This is a genomic window from Gemmatimonadaceae bacterium (assembly GCA_016720905.1).
Taxonomy (GTDB): Bacteria; Gemmatimonadota; Gemmatimonadetes; order Gemmatimonadales; family Gemmatimonadaceae; genus Gemmatimonas.
This window is the reverse complement of sequence record JADKJT010000030.1, coordinates 435,645-457,147: the sequence shown is the minus strand read 5'-3', so window position 1 is coordinate 457,147 and position 21,503 is coordinate 435,645. Positions and strand designations below refer to the sequence as shown.

The 21,503-nt window shown below is 63.4% G+C and carries 21 protein-coding genes; 11 read left to right on the top strand and 10 right to left on the bottom strand.

Annotation, left to right across the window (positions count from 1 at the left end):
- Together IPP90_20895 and IPP90_20890 are read right to left on the bottom strand one after the other, a co-directional pair.
- A partial coding sequence (locus IPP90_20895; GenBank protein MBL0173099.1) for a hypothetical protein occupies positions 1-721 on the bottom strand: 721 nt, incomplete at its 3' end.
- A gap of 22 nt (positions 722-743) precedes the next feature.
- Positions 744-998 (bottom strand): hypothetical protein, encoded by a 255-nt coding sequence (locus tag IPP90_20890; protein MBL0173098.1) that lies wholly within the window; start codon positions 996-998, stop codon positions 744-746.
- A gap of 75 nt (positions 999-1,073) precedes the next feature.
- Here IPP90_20890 and IPP90_20885 point away from each other — a divergent pair, with 75 nt between their 5' ends.
- The 4 genes from IPP90_20885 to IPP90_20870 all read left to right on the top strand — a co-directional run bounded on the left by IPP90_20885 (position 1,074) and on the right by IPP90_20870 (position 2,955).
- Positions 1,074-1,298 (top strand): hypothetical protein, encoded by a 225-nt coding sequence (locus IPP90_20885; protein ID MBL0173097.1) that lies wholly within the window; start codon positions 1,074-1,076, stop codon positions 1,296-1,298.
- Complete coding sequence (locus IPP90_20880; GenBank protein MBL0173096.1) at positions 1,252-1,611, top strand: hypothetical protein; 360 nt, start codon at positions 1,252-1,254, stop codon at positions 1,609-1,611. The genes IPP90_20885 and IPP90_20880 overlap by 47 nt, the downstream gene beginning before the upstream one ends.
- A 223-nt stretch (positions 1,612-1,834) precedes the next feature.
- Positions 1,835-2,080 carry an ABC transporter permease subunit gene (locus IPP90_20875; protein ID MBL0173095.1) on the top strand — a complete coding sequence of 82 codons (246 nt, stop codon included), beginning with the start codon at positions 1,835-1,837 and terminating at the stop codon, positions 2,078-2,080.
- 8 nt (positions 2,081-2,088) lie between these two features.
- On the top strand, positions 2,089-2,955 hold the full coding sequence (locus IPP90_20870; GenBank protein MBL0173094.1) for an ABC transporter permease: 867 nt from the start codon (positions 2,089-2,091) through the stop codon (positions 2,953-2,955).
- 8 nt (positions 2,956-2,963) lie between these two features.
- Here the strand turns inward: IPP90_20870 and IPP90_20865 are convergent, their stop codons facing one another.
- Entirely contained in the window at positions 2,964-5,717 is a 2,754-nt protein-coding gene (locus IPP90_20865; protein ID MBL0173093.1) for a hypothetical protein, read from the bottom strand.
- Between the two features lie 65 nt (positions 5,718-5,782).
- On the opposite strand from IPP90_20865, the gene IPP90_20860 reads away from it, so the two are divergent.
- On the top strand, positions 5,783-6,484 hold the full coding sequence (locus tag IPP90_20860) for a VTT domain-containing protein (GenBank protein MBL0173092.1): 702 nt from the start codon (positions 5,783-5,785) through the stop codon (positions 6,482-6,484).
- A gap of 53 nt (positions 6,485-6,537) precedes the next feature.
- Positions 6,538-7,143: a superoxide dismutase gene (locus IPP90_20855; GenBank protein ID MBL0173091.1), complete on the top strand. Its 606-nt coding sequence runs from the start codon at positions 6,538-6,540 to the stop codon at positions 7,141-7,143.
- A 77-nt stretch (positions 7,144-7,220) separates the two neighbouring features.
- Here IPP90_20855 and IPP90_20850 read toward each other — a convergent pair whose 3' ends face one another.
- The 4 genes from IPP90_20850 to IPP90_20835 are packed head-to-tail and all read right to left on the bottom strand — an operon-like array spanning position 7,221 to position 13,788.
- Positions 7,221-7,949, bottom strand: a complete 729-nt coding sequence (locus IPP90_20850; protein MBL0173090.1) for a YIP1 family protein — start codon at positions 7,947-7,949, stop codon at positions 7,221-7,223.
- Positions 7,950-7,972: 23 nt separating this feature from the next.
- Positions 7,973-9,931, bottom strand: a complete 1,959-nt coding sequence (speA, locus tag IPP90_20845) for a biosynthetic arginine decarboxylase (GenBank protein MBL0173089.1) — start codon at positions 9,929-9,931, stop codon at positions 7,973-7,975.
- 45 nt (positions 9,932-9,976) lie between these two features.
- Complete coding sequence (locus tag IPP90_20840) at positions 9,977-10,768, bottom strand: TIGR00266 family protein (GenBank protein MBL0173088.1); 792 nt, start codon at positions 10,766-10,768, stop codon at positions 9,977-9,979.
- Positions 10,768-13,788, bottom strand: a complete 3,021-nt coding sequence (locus tag IPP90_20835; GenBank protein ID MBL0173087.1) for a S9 family peptidase — start codon at positions 13,786-13,788, stop codon at positions 10,768-10,770. Before IPP90_20835 ends, IPP90_20840 begins: the two co-directional genes overlap by 1 nt.
- 128 nt (positions 13,789-13,916) lie before the next feature.
- Here IPP90_20835 and IPP90_20830 point away from each other — a divergent pair, with 128 nt between their 5' ends.
- The 5 genes from IPP90_20830 (at position 13,917) to IPP90_20810 (ending at position 18,888) form a co-directional block, all read left to right on the top strand.
- Positions 13,917-14,522: a DUF502 domain-containing protein gene (locus tag IPP90_20830; protein MBL0173086.1), complete on the top strand. Its 606-nt coding sequence runs from the start codon at positions 13,917-13,919 to the stop codon at positions 14,520-14,522.
- Positions 14,523-14,556: 34 nt separating this feature from the next.
- Positions 14,557-15,858, top strand: a complete 1,302-nt coding sequence (locus IPP90_20825) for an amidohydrolase family protein (protein MBL0173085.1) — start codon at positions 14,557-14,559, stop codon at positions 15,856-15,858.
- Between the two features lie 187 nt (positions 15,859-16,045).
- Entirely contained in the window at positions 16,046-17,617 is a 1,572-nt protein-coding gene (locus IPP90_20820; GenBank protein ID MBL0173084.1) for a sodium-dependent transporter, read from the top strand.
- Positions 17,617-17,778: a hypothetical protein gene (locus IPP90_20815; GenBank protein MBL0173083.1), complete on the top strand. Its 162-nt coding sequence runs from the start codon at positions 17,617-17,619 to the stop codon at positions 17,776-17,778. The genes IPP90_20820 and IPP90_20815 overlap by 1 nt, the downstream gene beginning before the upstream one ends.
- Before the next feature lie 207 nt (positions 17,779-17,985).
- Positions 17,986-18,888 (top strand): c-type cytochrome, encoded by a 903-nt coding sequence (locus IPP90_20810; protein MBL0173082.1) that lies wholly within the window; start codon positions 17,986-17,988, stop codon positions 18,886-18,888.
- 77 nt (positions 18,889-18,965) lie between these two features.
- Here the strand turns inward: IPP90_20810 and IPP90_20805 are convergent, their stop codons facing one another.
- From IPP90_20805 to IPP90_20795, 3 genes are all read right to left on the bottom strand, one after another.
- Positions 18,966-19,685, bottom strand: a complete 720-nt coding sequence (locus tag IPP90_20805; protein MBL0173081.1) for a hypothetical protein — start codon at positions 19,683-19,685, stop codon at positions 18,966-18,968.
- Positions 19,686-19,766: 81 nt separating this feature from the next.
- On the bottom strand, positions 19,767-20,132 hold the full coding sequence (locus tag IPP90_20800) for a hypothetical protein (GenBank protein MBL0173080.1): 366 nt from the start codon (positions 20,130-20,132) through the stop codon (positions 19,767-19,769).
- Positions 20,133-20,189: 57 nt separating this feature from the next.
- Positions 20,190-21,500, bottom strand: a complete 1,311-nt coding sequence (locus IPP90_20795; protein MBL0173079.1) for a M3 family oligoendopeptidase — start codon at positions 21,498-21,500, stop codon at positions 20,190-20,192.
- Positions 21,501-21,503 lie beyond the last annotated feature (3 nt).

The following is a 21,503-nucleotide window of genomic DNA, read 5'->3' as shown; positions in this document are numbered from 1 at the left end:
GGCGGCGGTGCGCTGCCAGACATCGGCAAGCCGGCGGAACACTCCCGCTGGAAGCGGCGTACCGCCAGCCGCCTGAACGAGCTTGGCGGCGATCCATGGCAAGCGAAACCGCCAGGCGCACCCGACGATCATCGAACGGTGAACGCGTCGTATTGAATGCCAGCACGTTGCTGAACAAAGCGGGCGGTGTCACCAATGTCAGCATTGGATCGTTGCGCACGAGATGCGCCATCGTGGGCGAGATACCGGCAATATCCAGATCCCCGCTCACCAACCCGGCAAATTTCGTCGCCGCTTCATCCACCACGGCAACGATAATCCTGGACAGAGAGGGCGGGTTGCCCATCGCGACCGGAAACCGGTCGTTTCGCACAAAGCGCCAGCGGCGTCCCGCCGCCCGATCGACAAAGCGAAATGGACCGTTGCCAACGGGTGTCACGGAGAATGCGGCACGACGCCACGAGGTGCGTGGGACTGTATCGAGCAGGTGACGGGGCACCAACGGCAGTTCGGCCAGCACATTGGGCAAACGCCACTGCGACACGTTGAAATGCAATTGGATCACACTGTCGGAGACGACGTGCGTGGAGTCGAGGACCGACAAGTCTCCAGCGCGGGGGGAGCCGACCAACGGGTCGCGCGCCGCATCAAACGTGAAGCGCACATCATTGGCCGTGGTCGGCACGCCGTCATGCCAGGTCAGGTCGCCGACGAGTCGCACGGTGAGCACCCGATGTCACGTCCTACCCCCACGCACGGGCGTAATACGGGATCGGCTGAAAGACGGAATCGAAGCGCACCAACGTCACAAAGAGCGCATGCCGCTGGATCTGCCGGGTCAGCGAGTGCACGGTCAGCAGCGGATTGCCGGATTCCAGGTCGGTGCCGGACGCCATTACCACGGTATCGGTCGCCCGCGGTGGGACGCCGCAGCTGGCGACCACCGACAGGGTCCACGGGAGTGCCACGCGCAGGAGGCGCAGGGCTCGTGACCCCAAACCGGACGTCCTCTCTACCCAAGGCCGAGGCCCGCTATGGGTTGACGTGTGGGATTCCGCCCGCATCATCCTCGCGTGCGGCGCTTCGTCATTCGCTTCCTCGATGCCTTCGTGCGGCTCGGGCTGGTCACGAGCCTCACCTTTGCTCTGATTCATGTGGCGCCGGCTGATCCGGCGACGCTGCTGGTGGCACCAACCACCACGGCCGACGACATCGCATGGGAGCGTGCGCGCATCGGGCCTCGACGCGTCGATGCCCGCGCAATATGTGCAATGGATGGGCGCCGTGCCGCGCGGTGACCTGGGAACGAGCCCCGCCACGGCCCGACCGGTCAGCGCGGTAATCGCCGAGGCACTGCCACTGTCCTGGCATTGGGCGGCCTCTCCGCTCTTTCAGCTTCGCGATCGGCGTGATGATCGGTGGAGCAGGGTGTTCCGCGCCGGCTCCCCTCGAGGGGACACGACCGTCACGGTGCTCAGTACCATTTCTCTACGGCGCGCCCGGCAGTTTCTGGCTGGCATTGGCGCGGTGGTGCTGGCCACATCCGGCGCGTCCGCTGTCGGTGTTCCGTTCTGGTTGCGATTGCTTACCTTTGGCGGAATCGCTTACTGACTGGCCGAGGGCTCGCGCGCTGGCGACGTCGGCGCGTCACGCGGTGCTGCTGCTGACGGTGCTGGTCCTTCCGGGAGCTGCTTACGTCGCGCGGTATGTGCGTCACGCGATGCTCGAGGCATCGCGCGCACCGCAGGTCGGCGGCCGCTTCGGCGTGTGGCCTTTCCCGAGCGCGCATTGAACGATTTGGTATGTCCTTCGCACCGCACTGACACCCCTCGTCGTGTTGTTCGGTCTGACCCTTCCCGGCGTGATTGCTGGTTCGGTGTTCGTCGAACAGGTATTCGCCTGGCCGGGACTCGGCCGGACCTTGCTGACGGCGATTGCGGCTCGCGACTACCCCGTCGTGCTTGGCCTCACCCTGATCTACGCGACGGCGGTGATTGCGGCCAATCTTGTGGCCGATCTGATCCTGCTTCGCCTCGATCCGCGGCAACGATCAGTACGCGACGCGGCCGAATCACCATGAGGCGCACCATGTCGTCCCATCGCGATCCGACCGACCGATCCGTACGGCGTGACCCGCGCTTCCGCGTGGGCGTCAGCCTGCTCATCGTCCTCGGCGTTGCAGCGCTTGTGTGGCCATGGTTCGCAACGCGTGATCCAAACGCCATCACCGACGTGCTGGCGCGTCGATTGACGCCGCCGTTGTCGCGCGATGGACTGGGTCAGTGGCACCTCTTTGGCACCGACGCCGTCGGCCGCGATGTCACCGTACGTCTCTGGCTCGCGGCCCGCATTTCGTTGAGTGTCGGTGTCATCGGGTCTTTGCTGGCCGGCGCCATCGGCGTGCTGTTGGGGGCGATCGCGGCGTGGCATCGGGGACTCACGGAGCGGGTGATCCTGGCATTTGGCGACGCACTGCTTGCGGTGCCACGGCTGGTGTTGCTGCTGGTGACTGCCGCTCTCTGGGGACCCGGTCTTGGCGTCGTGGTGTCGGTGCTCGCGTTGACCGGGTGGATGTCTGTCATGCGGCTGGTGCGAGCCGAAGTGTTGCGAGTTCGCGTGCTGCCGTACGCGGAAGGGGCTTCGGCGCTTGGCGTCCGGTCAAACCGAGTGCTCTGGCGTCACGTGCTGCCCAATTCGCTGGGTAGTACGGTGGTGGCGATCACCCTTGGGGTGGGCAACGCGATCCTGCTGGAGAGCGGGCTGTCTTTTCTCGGACTTGGCATCCAACCGCCGGCGCCGAGTTGGGGGAACATGATCGCGGGAGGACGAGAATGGCTGCTCGTTGCCCCATGGATCGCGCTGGCTCCCGGACTGCTGCTGATCGTCACGGTCGTGTCATGCACACTGATCGGTGATGCGCTGTCAGGGGCGCGTGGATCGTCATCGGCGCGTTGAACAGACACTCAGTAGTCGCGCTGCACCTCAAGCGTCACCACCTCGCGCGATCGCGCGTCGAACGGTATCGCACCGCGCGACGCCGTCCAATCGCCCATTGGCGTTCCATCCATTCGACAGCGTCGGAACCGCCACGCCGCGTTGCCGGGCAATGTCCATACCCCACACCCCGCGCGCGACGCGGCGTTCGTGGCACGCAGAATCAGTGATTCCCCGCTGGTGCTAAGGCACACTGCGGACGCCACCAATCCGTCACCGGCAAGTGTCGGTCCTGCGAGCACCCGTGAGTCCCCGGCGAGGTCACGCCAACTCTCGCCAACCAGTGGCAACAGCACCGTCTCCGCCGTCTCCTCGACATCATCCAGTGTCGCATCAGTCCATGGGCCATGGAGCAGCAATCCGACCCGCGCGGCAAAGCGACCCTGACATTGCGCAGCGGGAATCGCACTGGGCCATCCCGCATGTCCTGGCCGCTCCGGCAATTCGGCGCGCGAGAGTTCACCGATGGCGCGCACCAGCGTCACAGCCAATCGATGACCGCCCGGGTCGCCCTCGCACAATCCATCGGAGATCAGCGTCACGCCCCGATCGTCGTCATGCACCGACAGCCATCGGTGCAACGGCATGGTGGACGCCGGCATCTCAAACGGGAGCGCATCGGGGACTGCCGCCGTGCTGGTACGCACAACCGGCCCGAAGGCCGCGTCCGCCGTGACGCGCGGCACCGGGACGTCGGTGCGCCACACCAGTTGGAGTCGATGATTGCGCCGGGCATTCCATCCGCGCACGTCGCACCGCACGTGCGAGGCACCCGCGTCGAGGATGATCTCCGTCGAGACGCGCACCTGCTCGCGACCATGGCGCCAGAGCCAGTGCAGTAGCACGCTGGCGCGCAGCGGACCTTGGGCCCCGAGGCGCACGGTGTGAAGCCGCAGCAACTCCGGGGACCCGCGGAGCGACGGCGTGTAGCTGTCACCAAGGTCGACCGTTGTCTCCAGCCCCAGCACGTCGTCGAGACGTCGAGCGCCACTGGCAATGGACACCCCCTGCGACGACGCCATGATCCGCAGTCGGCCATTGTCCAGTTCAACACCGTCGGGCGTTTCGCGCACCACCACCGGTGCAGGCGTGACCGGCAGCGCATCGTCGGTGGGTCCAATGACACGCACACCGAATGCCGGGACGACCGGCATCCATGCCACCAGTCGGTGCACGCGCACAAGATCAGTGTCCGGGTAGTGCTGCGGCGACTCACGACGTGCGTGCGTCACGTGTTCACGCAGTGGCTGCACGGTGCAGTTGCCCAGCAGTGGCCTGCGGTGCCCGTCCGGGATGACGACCGGCGGTGCGCCAGCGCTGCCCGGACCCACGGACACATCGCCCAGCGTCTCGGTGACACGCAATTCCGCCATGCCGCCGCGCGCGCGCGCGCCCCGGTTTCGCACAACGGTCAAGGGTGACACGGCGACTGGACCGTCTCGTGCGGCGACTCGATCGTGCGCGAGCGCGCAGGCCAGCGCCGCGTCGCGCAGTTCCAGTGCGGCGTCGGCCACCGCACGTTGGCGCGTGGCCACCGCTGCGGCGACCGCATCAATCGAACATCCGCACAGCGTGTCGTGCGGATGCGTGCGCAACAACATCTCCCATGTGTGCGCCACGAGCGCCGGGAGTTGTGCCAGCGTCAGTGATCCATCGGCCGAGACGAAATGCGCCGTGACCGGTGCGTGCAGCCAGGCCAGAGCCGTCCATGGTTCCACGTCCCGCACCAGCGCACGTTCCAGTTGCGCGTTGCGGCGCTTGCGATGCGCCCGAGTGGCCAGCGTGCCCTGTAGTGTCCAGGTATAGCCGTAGCTGTCGCGCAGTTCCCCGCGCACCACGGGCAGCACCCCTCCATGCTCCTCGTACCGGATCGCGGCCTGAACGAGTTCGTCCGACGCGCGTGCGAGCCCGTTTCGCTCGACCCGTGCACCGTCCCTCTCAGCCGCACCCTGCAACTGGGCAATCGCCTGCGAAAGGTGGGGAGACCGGGCATGGTGATCGGCACCGGTGAGCAGCAACGACACGCCGGTCTGATTTCGCGGCCGCATGGTCGATGCCACGTGACGCCAGCGTTCCGCGACCGCGTCCGGCGCGGTGGGGAGTGCGCTGCCGAACTCATATCCATCGGGCGGGAGATGGTACAGCAGCACTCGGCTGCTGTCGGGGCCGACCCACCATGCCGTGTCCACCGCTGGGTGCGATCGACCACCGAATCCTCGCCACACAATGGCCGTGACGAAACCAAAGCCCTGCGCAATGGCGGGCAGCGCCGAAGGATGGCCAAACGTATCCGGGCAATAGGCGACGCGCGGCGCCGTCGCGTTCAGGCGGGCCAGCCACCGTCGTCCTGCCTCAAGATTGCGGATGACCGCTTCGGCGGAGGGGATGAGGTTGTCGGCCAACACATACCACGGACCCGTTTCCAGCGCGCCGGACATCAGCGCGCGTGCGACATCGCCCGACCGCTCCGGCTTCACGGCGAGATAGTCCGCGAGCACAATCGTCTGGCCATCCAGCAGGAATGGCGCAGCGGAGTCGGGCTGACCATCGAGCAGCGCGTCGATCAATGCCACCAGCCGCGCCTGGAACCGTTCGGCCGAATGATACCATTCGCGATCCCAGTGCGTGTGCGCCACCACGTGCACGGACCAAGGGCGCTCGGTGCCGCTGGCATCGACCACAGTCGTGCGTTCGGGGGGCGGTGGCGTCTCGTGCACTGGCACGCTTCAAGTTACCGCAGTTGACCCCGCAGCGTGACCCGTCGACCTTTCTGTCTGTGCTTCCGCGGATGCACCAGGGGATCCCCGGGTCGATCGGGCCGAACACGGCCACCGCGCCTTTCAAACCTCACCTCGTGCAGCTGCTCTCAGAGTTCTTCAACCGTCTTCGTGATTTGCCCGCGCTGGTCCAGTGGGCCGGCTACGTCGGACTGACCATCATCATCTTCGCGGAGACGGGCCTGCTGGTCGGGTTCTTCCTCCCCGGCGATTCACTCCTGGTGACGGCGGGCCTGCTCGCATCGCAGGCCGATTTCGGCCTGAACGTGTGGCTGCTGGGTGCTATCTTGAATGTTGCCGCCATTGTGGGCAACTCCGTGGGTTACCAGATCGGCAAGGCCGCCGGTCCCCGCATCTTCACGCGCGAGGACAGCCTGCTGTTCAACAAGGCGCATCTGCTGCGCGCGCATGCGTTCTACGAGAAACACGGTGGCAAGACCATTATCATGGCGCAGTTCATGCCGATCGTGCGCACCTTCGTCCCGGTCGTGGCGGGGGTAGGCGAAATGTCCTACCGCTCTTTCGTGACCTACAATGTGATTGGCGCCATCGCCTGGATCTGGAGCATGCTGCTTACCGGTTTCCTGCTCGGACGATTCCTTCCGGGGGTGGCACAGCACATCGAGAAAGTGATTCTGGTCGTCATCTTTCTCTCGATTCTGCCGGGTATCATCAGTTGGTTTCGCGAACGCGCCAAGAAGTCTGCCCGATAGTCATTTCTGTAACGCCGCACACGACTCACCTTCAATCATTGAGAGCCCATACCATGGCCCACACGCTTCCGTCCCTGCCCTACGCCCCCGAGGCGCTCGAGCCGCACATCGACCTGCAGACCATGCAGATCCACCACGGCAAGCACCACCAGGCGTATGTCACCAACTTGAACGCGGCGATCGACAAGGCCCCCGAGCTCGCCGGCTGGTCACTTGATGATCTCTGCCGCAAGATCAACGAAGTTCCCGACGCGGTGCGAACGGCCGTGCGCAACAACGGCGGCGGACACTGGAATCACTCGTTGTTCTGGCAGTTGATGGCGCCGAACGCCGGGGGCGAGCCCACCGGAGCGGTGGCGGACGCGATTACCAAAACGTTTGGTTCATTCGCCACGTTCAAGGAGCAGTTCCAGGCGGCCGGCATCGGCCGTTTCGGATCAGGGTGGGCCTGGTTGGTTTCCACCAACGGTGCCCTGTCCATCATGAGCACGCCCAATCAGGACAATCCGCTCATGGACGGCAAGCACGCGATCCTCGGCGTGGACGTGTGGGAACACGCCTACTACCTCAAATACCAGAACAAGCGCGCCGATTACCTGAAGGCATTCTGGAACGTGGTGAACTGGGCGGAAGTCGCCAAACGCTACGACGCGAAGTAGGGCGCGTGTCGACGCGATGAGGTGCCAAGGGCCCGGCGAAATGCCGGGCCCTTGGGTTATCCCGTCACGACGGGACGCTACATGAGCGCCGATGGCGCCAATTGCAGAATCGCGCTGATGCCGAACATGATGAGCGCCACCACGATGCCGGTGCCCTTCGACACGCGCGCCACGACGGCCACACCAATCGCGGTGAGCGCCAACTGCCATAGGCGGAACACGTCCAGATTCCCGAGCAGGGCCAATACCGCCGGTGGCATGGTCATCGGATCGACGAATCGCGCCGGACTCAGCGACAAGTCCATCAGGCTCTTTGCGGACGCGCCGTCGGCCAGGATGGCCTGCACGGGCATCACCACCCAGGACAGGAGGCGTGGCACGCCGCCCAAGACGGCGACGGTCGCGGCCTGCGCATACGTCAGTGGGGCCTTCATCAGCTTGGCACCAATCAGGATCAGGATCGCATTGAGATACGGTCCGATCAGCGTCACCAACGGCGCGCCAAGCACGATACTCCATGCCGTCGACGCACGGATACCGGACGTCATCCCTTCCGGCATCGGTCGGCCCTTCGCGGCGGCCATCTTGATAGTCAGATCGGCCTGCGCATCGAACCACGGCTGCAACAGGTTCTTCGTCGCCACGACCACAATGGCCACGACAATTGCGGTCACGAGCGCATACTTGCCCGCCTTGATCGCCCGCGTTCGATCAAACACCTTCGACGGCGCATAGAGCACCTCGATCAGATCCTCGAACATGCCACCCTGTTTCGGTGCCGCAAGGGACCCCTCTGGACTCGTCACCACTGCCTCCGTTGGAATGTCTGCTACCGCGCCGCTTCGCCTTCCAGGTACGTGTACCCTTCCAGCCCGGCGACGTAATCCGCGATGAAAGCGTTCGCCTCCTCGCGTGACAACGACGATGTCGCGTTCACCTTACGCCGGAACGTCGCCAGGAGTTGCGACGCGCCGAACTGCACGTAGTTGAGAACCTCGGTCACGGTATCGCCTTCCACAAGGTCGGTAATCTCGTAGCTGCCTTGATCGTTGAGACGCACGTGCACGGCGTTGGTGTCGCCAAACAGGTTGTGCAGATCGCCCAGGATCTCCTGGTACGCCCCGGTCAGGAAGATGCCAAGGATATAGTCCTCGCCATCCCGGAACTCATGCAGCTCAAGGCTGGGGCGACCCTTCTTGTCGCCCACGAATCGGTCGATCTTGCCATCGGAGTCGCAGGTGACGTCCTGCAACGTGCCGCGGCGCAGCGGCTCTTCGGTGAGCCGGTGGATGGGCATGATGGGGAACAGCTGATCGATGGCCCAACTGTCCGGCAGCGACTGGAACAGCGAGAAGTTGCAGAAGTAGCGGTCAACCAGCACCGCCTCCAGTTCCGGCAACACATCCTCAAAGGTGTCCGCATCGGCGGCGCAAATGCGGTAGATCGCGTTCATCGTCGCCAGCCACAACACTTCGGCCTTGGCCAGTCCACGCAAATCCAGCACGCCACTGTTGAAGTACTGGCGCGCGCGATCCTTGTCGAACGATGCGTCATGAAACACCTCGAGCACCTTGCGTGGCTTGGCGCCGCGCTCGGTGATGGTGCGCCAATCCTCGAACATCTCGTGCAACAGCGAGTGATCGTCGTCGGTCAGTGGCGGTATCGGTTGTTCGGCCAGCGACTCGACATCAATGACCTTCACCAGCAGCAACGCGTGGTGCGCCGTCAACGCCCGACCGGACTCGCTGATAATGTGCGGCATCGGCAGTTCGGCATCGCGACACGCCTCCGCGATCGTGTAAATCACATCGTTCGCGTACTCCTGCAGCGAGTAGTTGACACTCGCGTTGTTCGTGGAGTTCGTGCCGTCGTAGTCGATGCCGAGGCCGCCGCCCACATCCACATGGGTGATGTCGACGCCCAAACGGCGCATCTCCAGGTAGAATCTCGCCACTTCCTGCAGTCCCGACTTGATGAAACGAATGTCGGTGATCTGGCTGCCAAGATGGAAGTGGATGAGCTTGAGGATGTCGAGACGGCCTTCCGCCTGCAGCCGATCGATGAGCTTGATCAATTCCGCCGAGCTGAGACCGAACTTGCTCTTCTCGCCACCGCTCTGGGCCCACCGTCCCGCACCTTCGCTGGCCAGCTTGATGCGCACGCCGCACACGGGTGTGACATCCAGGTCGGCGGCCACTTCCAGCAGCACATCCAGTTCGCTGAGCTGCTCCAGCACGATGAACACGCGGTGGCCAAGCTTCTGGCCCATGAGGGCCAGCCGCATGAACTCATGATCCTTGTAACCGTTGCAGACAATGAGATGCTCGGTGCTCTCCGACAGTCCCAGCACGGCCTGCAATTCCGGCTTGGACCCGCACTCGAGTCCCACACCATGCGTCTTGCCGAACTTGACGATCTCCTCCACCACATGCCGCTGCTGGTTCACCTTGATCGGATACACCGTCGTATAGCCACCGGAGTACTCGAATTCCTTGATGGCGCCACTGAATCGCTCGCTCAGCGTTTCAATACGCGAGCGCAGGATGTCGGAGAAGCGCAGCAGCACGGGAAGCTGTACACCCTGCTCTTCGAGATCACGGGCCAGATCCTTGAGATCCAGCGTCAGCTGCGGACGATCAGGGTCCGGTCGCACGATGACATGACCGCGCGTGTTCACGTCGAAGTAACCCGCACCCCATCCTTCGATGTTGTACAGGGCGCGGGCAGATTCGATGGACCACACCGGAGCAGCCGGCGTGGGAAGTTCGGGAAGTGTACGAGTGGCCATGGCGTGAAAAGCTAGCAGGGTACCCAAGGCGGGCACCCGGCAGGCTTACCGATCGCCACCCAGCAGGCCGCCCAAAGCGCCCAGGACCGATCCTTCCTCGCGTCGGCTGCCACCGGCGCGCGGCGCGGCCGCGATAATGCGGTCGGCAAGCCGGGAGAACGGCAACGTCTGCAGGATTACACGACCTGGCCCCGTCAGCTGCACGAAGAACAACCCTTCGCCACCGAACAGTGCGGTCTTGATCCCGGGCACGCGCTGGATGTCGTACTCGACCGTCGGTTGAAACGCGACCAGGCAACCCGTATCGACGCGGAGCTTCTCGCCGGCGGCCAGATCGATGGCGTGCAACGTGCCCGACGCATGCAGGAACGCCAGTCCGTCGCCCTGCAGTTTCTGCAGGATGAACCCTTCGCCTCCAAAGAATCCGGCTCCGATCTTTCGCGTAAAGGCCACCGTGATGTCGATGCCGCGCGCGGCGCACAAAAAGCTGTCCTTCTGCGCCATCACCGTGCCGCCCCAGTCGCGCAGGTTCAGCGGAACGATCTTGCCCGGATAGGGCGCGGCAAACGCCACATCGGCTCGGCGCGCGCCGCTGTTCCCGAACAATGTGACAAAGAACGAATCGCCCGACAGGACGCGCTTGCCCGCGCCGATCAGCTTGTCGAACATCGACCCGCTCTTGGCGTTCGGGTCGAGCGTGGTGGCCATCGTGATGCCTTCGCGCATGAACATCATGCCGCCGGCTTCGGCGTACACCGCCTCGCCGGGGTCCAGCGTGATGATCACCGCCTGCAGGTCATCGCCAATGATCTGGTAGTCGATCTCGTCCGCCGCCATCAGTTGCCTCCGGGTCCGCGCACGTTCGTGGTGCCCGTGGCGGGAGTGGTCGTTGGGCGCACCTGGTCCCGCCCTTTCTCCAGGAACGGAATACCGCGCACCATCCATGACGCGGGTGGGGCCCCCAGAAGTTTCGTCGCAAAGAACTCCTGCATCTTCTTGTCGATGTCCTTCTGGTTGGCGCGCTTGGTCGGGTTGTGGTCATCACCATTGTACGTCACCATGTACGCCTCCTTCTGCAGGCGACGCATCCCCACGTAGAACTCGATTCCCTGATACCAAGGCACCGCGCCATCGTTGTCATTGGCCATGAACAGCACGGGGGTTGTCACGCGATCCAGGCGGAACAAGGGCGAGTTCTCGACAAACCGCTCGGGGAACTCCCATAGCGACCCGCCAATGCGACTCTGCGTGTGCTCGTACTGGAACGCGCGCGCCAGCCCCGACCCCCAACGAATGCCGCCGTAGGCGCTGGTCATGTTCACTACGGTCGCGTTGGGCACGGCCGCCGCGAACATGTTCGTCACGGTAATCAGATACGCCGACTGATAGCCGCCCCATGACTGGCCCGTGATGCCCACGCGCTTCGGATCGACGAAGCCCTTGCCAATCAGCGCCTGCACGCCCGGAATGATGGCTTTCGCCGCGCTTGGACCGGGCTGGCCGTCGGTGTAGATGATATCCGGTTCGAACACGAGGTAGCCAAGCGCGTTGTAGACTTGCGGATTCACCACATTGCGTCCCGTCGGCGCCACATAGCTGTGCAGTCCGTCGGTGAGCTTTTCGTAGAAGTACACCACCATCGGCCACTGCTTCGACGCATCGAAATTCTCCGGTTTGTACAGCAACCCGCGCAGCGGAATGCCATCGCCGTTGAGCCACGACACCAGTTCCACCGTGCCTCGGGGGTACTGCGACTCCTGCGGATTGGCGTTCGAGATCTTCGACGTGCCGGCCAGCGAACCGCCCGTCCACAGGTCCGGGAATTCCCGATACGTGGACTGCGTGATCAGATACTGCTCAGCGTTCCGCGCCTTCTGCGGGTTGCCGAAATTCCGATCCGCCATAACGATGCGCTCCGGCTTGCTGTCCACGCCAAGGCGATCCCGATAGAAGCCCGAGGCCTTCGTCAACGAATCCACGGCGCGCAGCAGCACCGGCTCCGCCGGATCGAGGAATCGATCCTCCCGATCCAGGTTGATCACTCGAAATGTCAGACCAGCCCGTCGACCCTCGCCATCGGTGAGGTTTCTGGCCGCGACCATGCCGGACGGATCGACTTCCCATACATCGAATCGATCGTACACCAGCACCCGCTTGTCGCCGGTGGTCCATCCGCCCAACCCATATGGTGGTGGAATGTCGGGAGAATCGAATTCCTCGTCCTGAAACTTCACGCTCGAGATGGCCGCCGTCAGGCTGACCTTCTTGCCGGTGGCCGTGGCGTACGCGTACCACTGCCCGTCATCAAACCACGTGACGTAACTCCCGCCGGGCGACAGCTGCGTCTGACCACGCAGCTTCTTCGCGACCAGTGTTTTGGCACCGGTCATCGGATCGATCAGGTACACATCGGCACCTCGCTCACCCCAGAACTGCGGAATGGCGTACTCGACGCTGTTCACGGCGAGCGCGCGCTTCGCATCATCGCTCAGCGTGACCTGCAACGAATCGTTCGCCAATCGCGTCCACTTGCCGGTCGACAGGTGGTAGACGGCGAGATACGTGCGATTGCGATCGCGCGCCGCGTCAAGCTTCTGTTGCGGCTGGATCTTGGTGTCCTGCCAGTGCCACAGATCGTAGATGGCCTTGTCGGCCAGCGAGTCGGCCGGAATGGAGTCCATCGGCACATTCGCCAGCGCGAACAGCACGGCATTGCCTTCGCGCGTGAAATCCACCCGACCACGCTCGGCGATCAACAATCCCTCCGGCGCTTCCGTCCCGGCAACAATCCGCCGCGCCGCAATCGGGGCCGCTGCCTTGCCCTTGGCTGGCACCAACGACGCGTGATACACCGAGAACTTGGGGCGAGACGTGCTGTCGCCCACGTCGGACAGAAACACCACCTGTTCGCCTTTGCGATCGAACGCGAAACCACGATACGAGGCGCGTCCGGCGAGCAGCGTCGTGACCGCGCCCCCGGTGAGCAGGCGGACGTAGGCGCCATCTCCCTTGCCGTCGCGCGTGGTCACGGTATAGCCCAGCCACTTCTCGTTCTCGTCAAACGTGTAGTTGGTCACCCCATCGATGCGCACCTCGGTGCCGGTGGCCAGCTCGCGCAACACGAGTGTCGTGCCGGTCTCCCGCCGAGGCGCGGCGGGACGTGTCGTGTCACGGACCGCCTGTCCCGTCGCCGGCGCGGCACCGTTCTGCCCCGGTCGCTGCGCCGTGGTGTCTTCCAAGAGATAGGCGAGATAGCGACCGCCATTTCGCGCCAGACGATACGAGCGTACCGCAGGTACGCGGGTCACGATCCCATCGGCGAGATTGACGATCCCCATGCCGTTGCGCGGCGCCGGAGTGCCCCGACGGGACCGTGCGCGTTCGACGTCGGTGCGCGACGCATACGCGGTGAACACCACAAAGCGGCTGTCGGCGCTGACCTGCGCGGCGGCGGCGGAAAACTGCGCGGCGGAATCGGCCGAGGCCTGCAGTTGCGGGCGCCCGGTATACCCTCGCGGCACGCGATACTCGGTGGCACTGCTGGTGGACCGCACGATCAGATCGCCTTCACCAACGACGGGGCTCACCGTATAGACCGCCCACTTGCCGTCGTTGGACAACGACGATCCCGAGATCGTGCGCCATTCGTCATACGTGTCCTGCGTGATCGCCTTCTTCCCCGCCGGCGGCGGCGGCGGCGTCCACGGAGACACACGCGTATACGGATTGGCGTTGGACGACGAGGCGGCCGACGCCGCACTCGCCCCCTGGCCCTGTCCTGTCGTCGGCCAGCAGAGCATGGCTGCCACAGCGACCGTGGTCGCAACCTGCAGGCGGAGGATCAACGGAGTGCGCATCGAAAGTCTGGAAAGGGACGGAGCAGTTTGACTGGCGGGCTGGTCGGCCGTGCTCACTGGCCCCAGCTTTGGGAGCAACACCGGCTCGTTTTCACGCAAAAATAGACTAACGTCGCGGCGCCAGCCGCGTGAGGGATGCGATGGGTAAGCTGCTGGGCTATTTCGCACGCGGATTGGTACTGCTGGCGCCGCTGGCTGTCACGCTTGCGGTGCTGTGGTATGTCTTCACCAGTGTGGACGGGTGGTTGGGACGTCTCGTGGAACTGCCACCTGGTGCCGGGTTCGTCGTCACCGTGGGATTGATCACCCTGGTGGGATTCCTCGGCTCCAGCTTCCTTACGCGTTCCGCGGTCGGGTGGCTGGAGCGCGCAATGGCGCGACTTCCATTTGTCCGCCTGGTGTACGGGTCGACCAAGGATCTGCTGAACGCGTTTGTGGGCGAGAAGCGTCGCTTCGATAAGCCGGTCCTGTTGACATTGATTCCGAATGGCACGTTGGTCATCGGGTTCGTGACCCAAGAATCGATGCACCAGCTGGGCCTGCTCGATCATGTGGCGGTGTACTGTCCGCACTCATATGCGTGGTCGGGGCAGATCTACGTGGTTCCCGCCGGCCTGGTCCGCGCGCTCGACGTGAACAGTGCGGACGCCATGGCGTTCGCCGTGTCGGGTGGTGTGTCTCGGCTCGTGCCAACCGCCATGTCCACCGGCGAGTTTTCCGTGCAGCAGCAATAGCGTGGCAACCGTTTCTTCAACCTTCCGATTGCCCATGATTCGGCGACTCGCCCGTTCCGCCATCCTGCTTGGTGTCGCGTTCGCTCCGGTTGCCGCGCAGACCGCCGACGTGGCGCGCCCGGTGCCCCGTCCAGTGCTCCTCGTCCCCGACGCGGTGTTCGACGGCACCAGCGACGCCGCCGCCCGTGGATGGGCGGTGCTGGTACGTGGGCAACGCATCGTCAGCGTCGGACCGTTGGCCCAGATGCAAGTGCCGGCAGACGCCGAGCGCATTCCCTTGCCCGGCTCGACGCTGTTGCCCGGGCTGAGCGATCTCCACAGTCACGTGCTGCTGCACCCGTACGACGAAACACCGTGGAACGATCAGGTGTTGCGCGAATCGCTGGCCTTGCGCACGTCGCGCGCCGTTAACCACCTGCGCAACACGCTGATGGCCGGCTTCACAGTGTTGAGAGACCTGGGCACCGAGGGCGCCGGCTATGCCGATGTGGGACTCAAGGAAGCGGTGGAACAAGGCATCATTCCGGGACCGCGCCTGTTCGTCACCACCAAAGCGATCGTCGCCACCGGATCGTACGGACCAAAGGGATTCGGTGTGGAAATCGGCGTCCCGCAGGGAGCCGAAGAAGCCGATGGCGTGGAAGGCCTCACCCGGGTGGTTCGCGACCAGATCGGCCATGGCGCCGATTGGGTGAAGATTTACGCCGACTACCGCTGGGGCCCTCGCGGCGAAGCGCGTCCGACTTTCACTGACGCCGAGTGGCTGGCCATTGTGCAAACGGCCAGCGCCAGTGGGCGCCCCGTAGTGGCCCATTCCAGCACCGTCGAAGGGATGCGACGCGCGATCATGGCGGGCGTGGAAACCATCGAGCACGGTGACGCTGCCACCGCAGAAACGTTTGCGCTGATGAAGACCCACAACGTCGCGTTCTGTCCCACGCTGAGCGCCACCGAGTCAACGACTCGCTATCGCGGCTGGAAGAAGGGCGTGGATCCCGAGCCGGCCGGGATCACCCAGAAAAAGGCGATGTTCAAGCTCGCACTGGCGTCGGGGGTGACGATCTGCAACGGCAGCGATGTGGGCGTGTTCACGCACGGCACCAACGCGCTCGAACTGGAATTGATGGTGGAATACGGGATGACACCTGTCGCTGCGCTCAAGGCGGCCAGCAGTGTCAATGCGCGACTGCTGCACCGCGAGAATGACTTCGGTCGCGTCGCGCCCGGGTTGCTGGCGGACCTCATGGCAGTGTCCGGTGACCCCACCAAAGACATTGCCCAGTTGCGAAAGGTCAGCTTTGTGATGAAGGGTGGGCAGGTCGTACGCCGACAATAGATGGGGTCAAATACACCCTGGCCTCTGGACAACGGCTGCTCTTAACCGAATTTTAGCGACTGACCAAGCGGCCCGAACCGCGCGTACCCTTCACTCCGCCTCTGGAGCACGTTTGTCCTCATCGAACTCCGACGCCCACGCTGGCTCCAACGAAGCCTGGGGAAGTCGAATCGGCCTCATTCTCGCCATGGCGGGCAATGCAGTCGGCCTCGGCAACTTCCTGCGCTTCCCGCGCCAGGCGGCCGCCAATGGTGGCGGCTCGTACATGATTGCGTACTTCATCGCGCTGCTGCTGCTGGGTATTCCGCTCATGTGGATCGAGTGGGGCATCGGTCGCAATGGTGGACGATACCGCAAAGGACATCTACCCGGCATGTTCGCGGCCATCTGGAAGCACCCGGCCGCCAAGTACTTCGGTGTTGTGGGCATGGTGATCCCGCTCGGCGTGATGATCTACTACACGTATATCGAAAGCTGGACGCTGGCTTTTGCGATTTTTTCGGCCACCAAGGACTACTGGGGCAACACCACGCAGGAGACGATGCTTGCGTACCTGCGCTCCTTCCAGGGACTGACGCCAGAAGGCACGGCCGCCCAGCATGCGTCATATACACCGTACCTGTTCTTCTCGGTGACGCTGTTCATCAACATCTGGGTGTTGTCGCGCGGCATCTCCGGGGGCATTGAGAAGCTGGCCAAGATCGGCATGCCGATCCTGTTCATCTTCGCGATGATTCTGGCCGGTGTCGTGCTCACGTTGCCGGCGCAGGCCGGGATCGGAGCGACACCGGCGCAGGGTCTTGAGTTCATCTACAAGCCCGATTTGTCTCGGCTGAACCAGCCCGGCATCTGGTTGGCGGCGGCCGGTCAGATCTTCTTCACGCTGTCCGTCGGCATGGGCTCGCTGCAGGCCTACGCCTCGTATCTGTCCACGAAGGACGATATCACGCTCAATGGTTTGGCCACGGCTGCGACCAACGAAACGGCCGAAGTGGTGTTGGGTGGTTCCATCGCCATTCCTGCCACCGTGGTGTTCTTCGGTGTCGCCGGTGCCATGCAAATTGCCCAGGGGGGTTCGTTCGATCTGGGTTTTGCCACGATGCCCGTGGTGTTCCAACAGATTGACAAGACCTTGCCCATCGGCAACCTGCTTGGCGTGATGTGGTTTGGCCTGTTGTTCTTTGCCGGAATCACCTCATCGGTGGCGATGCTCACGCCTGTTACGGCTTTCTTCCGCGAGGAGTTTGGCTTCAAGCGCGAAAAAGTCGCCACGGCACTCGGGGTATTGTGTTTTTCGATCGGCATGATGCATGTACATTGGCTTGGCCACGGATTCCTCGACGAGTGGGATTATTGGGTCGGCACGTTCGGCCTGGTATTGGTAGCCGTGCTGGAAACCATCGTGTTCGTCTGGATCTTCAAGCCCGACAACGCGTGGAAGTCCATTCACATGGGCGCGGACATCCGCATCCCGCAGATCTTCAAGTTCATCATGACATATGTCACGCCGCTCTACCTGCTCATCATTCTCACCTGGTGGGGCAAGGATGAAGCGCTGCCGATTCTGCTGAATCAGCGGTCGGCAGGCAGTGCCAATCCGGTCACGGACGTCGACATGCCGTTCATCATGCTCTCGCGCGGCATTCTGGTGCTGTTCATCATTGTATTCCTGTTCATCATCCGCACCGCGTGGAAGCGGAACAAGTACGACGACTACAAGGGCTTCGTCGAGATCCCCACCAACCGAGCGGAGGCCTGATGTCCGGTGGCGCTATTGCCTTTATGGCCGTGAGTTGGACGTTTGTCCTTGGACTGACCTTCTGGTGCTTTTACCTCCTGTTGACCGAGAAGAAGCATCATGATCCGGATGGAATCGGGCCGCTGGATCCACCCGAGCCGCCGCATGCGAAGAAGAAGTAAGTACCAAGTACCAAGTACCAAGTACCAAGTACTGAGTACTGAGTACTAAGTACCAAGTACTGAGTACTGAGGCAGCGGGGCAGACCTTGCATGAGGTCTGCCCCGCTTGCTTTCCGTCACATATTGCAGGAATGTGTCCGAAATGTTATTCGCTATCGACGGGTGACTTTCCCGACTGCGAAGCCTGAATTTTCTGAGGATCCTGCCATGTCTCGCTGGTTGCGTCGAATCGGTGTTGTTCTTGGGAGCCTGATCGGTGTGGTGGCGGTATTTGTGGGCTGGGCCTACTACGCCAGCAGCCAGAAGGCGGCCAAGGTCTATGACGTCGCGCTCACCCCATTTACGGCCGTCTCCGATTCCCTGTCGATTGCCCGAGGGAAGCACCTGGTCGAGTCCATCACGAAATGCGTGGTGTGTCACGGGCCCGATCTTGGCGGGGCCACGCTGGTCGACGATCCGGCGCTGGGAATACTCGCTGGCAAGAACATCACCAGCGCCGGCGGTGTGATCGGCACCTACAGCGACGCCGAACTGGCGCGTCTCATCCGGCATGGCGTCAAGCGCGATGGGCATGCGGCAGCGATCATGCCGTCCGAGGATTGGATATCAATGGCCGACGACGACCTGTCAGCCATCATCGCCTACTTGCGCTCCGTCCCTCCGGTTGACCGACCCACCGTGAACGTGATGCTGCGTCCAATGGGGAAGGTGTTGTTCGCAACCGGCAAATTGCCGCTGTATACGGCCGATATCATCGATCATACCATCAAGCCCGTGGCATCAATGGTCCCCGACTCCACAGTCGGTTATGGCCGGTATCTGGCAGACATTGGCGGCTGCACGGGGTGCCACGGTCCGGGACTCAGCGGCGGACCCATCCCCGGACTCCCGCCGGAGACGCCGCCGGCCGCCAATCTCACGCCCACCGGCATCAGTCACTACACCGACGCACAGCTGGAGCACGCCTTGCGCGCGGGCGTTCGCCCCGATGGTTCGAAGCTCAAGGAGCCAATGCCAGTGGCGTCCACCACCCTGATGACCCCGATCGAGATGTCAGCGGTGATCAAGTTCCTGCGCACCGTGGCGCCCAAGGAGTTCGGGGGTCGCTGAGCGATGATATGGGAACCGCCCGGCCATCGCAGTGCGCAATGGCCGGGCGGTTTGTTATTCCGTGGTGACGATCGCGGTTACTTCGCGATGCCCGCCGGCAGTTCGAACAGTTTGGGATCATTGGGCGTGAAGGTGACCGACGCCACGTTGATCACGATGTCGCCTTGCGCGTTGGTGAGCACTTGCTTGGTCACCACCATCTTGCCCTCGAACGCCTTGTAATCCTTGAACACCGATTTCTGTTCACCGCCCGGGGCGGGTACAACCTGACCGCGTCGCAGTCCGGTGGCGACTTCAAAGAAGTCCACGCGTTCGCGGCCCGCCTTGGTGGTGATCGCCACCTTGTAGCACGGCACACCGTCAAAGTCTTCCTGTCCAACCACGCTGGCCTTGGCAAAGCGTGACGGATCGAGGAATGCCGCGCCCACGACATTGGCCTCATTGGCATAGGCCGCGTCGGACGGCGACATCTTGGCGACCGAGCCATCCGGCTGCGCATTCCACACCACGTCCCCGTCGCTGCCCTGTTCGACTTTGCCGACACCCAAGTCGATGATCATGCGCATCTTGTTGGGGATCGAATTGTAGCGCTCGTACGTGCCCGACAAATTGGCAAAGGTGATATCGGCGGACCCCTTCTCCGCGCGGTGCGTCACCTTCTCCCACGCCGCCCGCCCGCCCACGGCCGTGGCATACTTGTCGTACACCTGCTGCACCGACGGCAACTGTGCCTCGGCGCGGACGCTTGCGGCGACCACCATCACCGCCACCATTGCTGCGCGACGAACTCCCTGCATCGGAACTCCTGGTAAGGTAAGCGGGAGGACGTACGTGTCCGTCCCGCGAGCGGTTTCGGCTACACGTGCAACGACCAGTGCTTACGCGGGCACAACGCCGAGAAACGGGGACTCGGCGCCGGCACGCAGCGCCTCAATGCGTTCCTCGACGAACTCCACCAGCTCGCCCATCGTCTTCGCATCGAACACCAACTGCACGCCCGCCGCCTTGTACAGTTCGGGGAGCGAGCGCGTTCCACCCAACGCCAGAAACCGTTTGTACGCCGCCACCGCACTACCGGCATCGCGCACCGCGTTGCGGAACACCTGCAACGCCCCCATCTGGGCAATGCCGTATTCGATGTAGTAGAACGGCAGTTCGAAAATATGCAGTTGCCGATACCAGCGTGACACACGCTCAGGGTCGAGTCCCGACCAATCAACCCCGGTCTCGAATCGCGCCCGCATCGCCAGCCACTGGGCGTCGCGTGCGTCACGATCGGCGCTGGCCGGATTGGTGTAAATCTACGCCTGGAACGCATCAACGCTGGCGATATGCACCACGCTCGCCAGCACATCTTCAAGATGCTCAAGCCACGCCACGCGCGCCTGTTCGGGTGAGTAGTACCCGTCGGGCACCACGAGGTACGGCATGGCCAGCAATTCCATCCCCATCGACGCCAGCTCGGCCGCTTCGTGACCACTGCGCCGCTGCCACGTGAACGGCAGCGCGTGCGTGGCGAAGTCGTGAAAACAGTGACCCGCCTCATGCACCAGCGTGTTCACATCGTCCGGCACGCCCACCGCGTTCATGAAAATGAACGGTCGGCCGCGGAAGGCGAGATCGGTGCAATAGCCGCCCGGCGCCTTGCCAGGTCGGCTCTCGAGATCCAGCAGCTTCTCATCGGCCATGATCTTGAAGCGCCCGCCCAACTCCGCATCGACCCGATTGAAGATGCGCTGTGCGCCGGTCACAAACGATTCAACGTTGGCGAACGGATGCAACGGCTCGGTGATGTTGAGATCGACGGTGACGTCCCATGGCCGCAGCGTCGACACGCCGAGTGACTGTTGGCGATGCACCATCAGCCGCTCGACGGCTGGCGTGACCGTGTCGATCACCGCCTCGTGAAACCGTGCGCAATCGTCCGGCGTGTAGTCGAAACGGTGCTTGGACGCAAAGCAATACTGCTGATAGTCGGCAAAGCCCGCCTCGTGCGCCACGGCGACTCGCAGCGCATACATCCTGTCAAACTGCTCAGCCAGCGCATCCCGGCGCTCCAGATACGCGTTCGCCCCCAGGCGAAATGCGCGTTCGCGATCGTCGCGATTGGCCGACTTGAGATACGGCTGCAGCTGCGGAATGGTCTTGGACACACCATCCCACTCGACACTGAGCCCGCCCGTGATCTTCTGATACGCCGCCGACAACTCTTCGATCTGTGAAAAGCGCTCGACGTTGGGTTCGCGAAAGATCTCGATGTCGGTGCGGAAGCGACGAATGGTCGTCTCCAAGTCCGGACGAGACCAATTCAAGGCCAGCAGGCGACGCGCCAGTCGCACTTGCTGTTCGTCGATCTGCGGGAAGATCTCCATCGAGAAACGCAGATACGCTTTCTCCGCCGCCGAGTCGGCCGTATTGCCGGTATAAGCAATCATCGCCAGCGTGCCGGCTTCACTGACCAGCGCATCGAGTCGCGACCACGCCGCGAGCCACGCTTCCACCACGAAGTCGTCGGACGTCAGCGGCGCATCGGCGAGTTGATTGTAGTACGGGAGGACATCATCCCACGCAGCGTCGCGAAACGCCTCCGGAGAGGCGGGGAGGTCGATCATGTG

Bases quoted from the DNA above. Each gene is read 5' to 3' on its own strand.
- IPP90_20880 (MBL0173096.1), top strand. From the start codon at position 1,252: ATGCCCGCGCAATATGTGCAATGGATGGGCGCCGTGCCGCGCGGTGAC.
- IPP90_20825 (MBL0173085.1), top strand. From the start codon at position 14,557: ATGATTCGGCGACTCGCCCGTTCCGCCATCCTGCTTGGTGTCGCGTTC.
- speA (MBL0173089.1), bottom strand. From the start codon at position 9,931: ATGGCCACTCGTACACTTCCCGAACTTCCCACGCCGGCTGCTCCGGTG.
- IPP90_20840 (MBL0173088.1), bottom strand. From the start codon at position 10,768: ATGGCGGCGGACGAGATCGACTACCAGATCATTGGCGATGACCTGCAG.
- IPP90_20860 (MBL0173092.1), top strand. From the start codon at position 5,783: ATGCACCAGGGGATCCCCGGGTCGATCGGGCCGAACACGGCCACCGCG.
- IPP90_20835 (MBL0173087.1), bottom strand. From the start codon at position 13,788: ATGCGCACTCCGTTGATCCTCCGCCTGCAGGTTGCGACCACGGTCGCT.
- IPP90_20815 (MBL0173083.1), top strand. From the start codon at position 17,617: ATGTCCGGTGGCGCTATTGCCTTTATGGCCGTGAGTTGGACGTTTGTC.
- IPP90_20810 (MBL0173082.1), top strand. From the start codon at position 17,986: ATGTCTCGCTGGTTGCGTCGAATCGGTGTTGTTCTTGGGAGCCTGATC.
- IPP90_20795 (MBL0173079.1), bottom strand. From the start codon at position 21,500: ATGATCGACCTCCCCGCCTCTCCGGAGGCGTTTCGCGACGCTGCGTGG.
- IPP90_20800 (MBL0173080.1), bottom strand. From the start codon at position 20,132: ATGCGGGCGCGATTCGAGACCGGGGTTGATTGGTCGGGACTCGACCCT.
- IPP90_20870 (MBL0173094.1), top strand. From the start codon at position 2,089: ATGTCGTCCCATCGCGATCCGACCGACCGATCCGTACGGCGTGACCCG.
- IPP90_20805 (MBL0173081.1), bottom strand. From the start codon at position 19,685: ATGCAGGGAGTTCGTCGCGCAGCAATGGTGGCGGTGATGGTGGTCGCC.
- IPP90_20820 (MBL0173084.1), top strand. From the start codon at position 16,046: ATGGCGGGCAATGCAGTCGGCCTCGGCAACTTCCTGCGCTTCCCGCGC.
- IPP90_20855 (MBL0173091.1), top strand. From the start codon at position 6,538: ATGGCCCACACGCTTCCGTCCCTGCCCTACGCCCCCGAGGCGCTCGAG.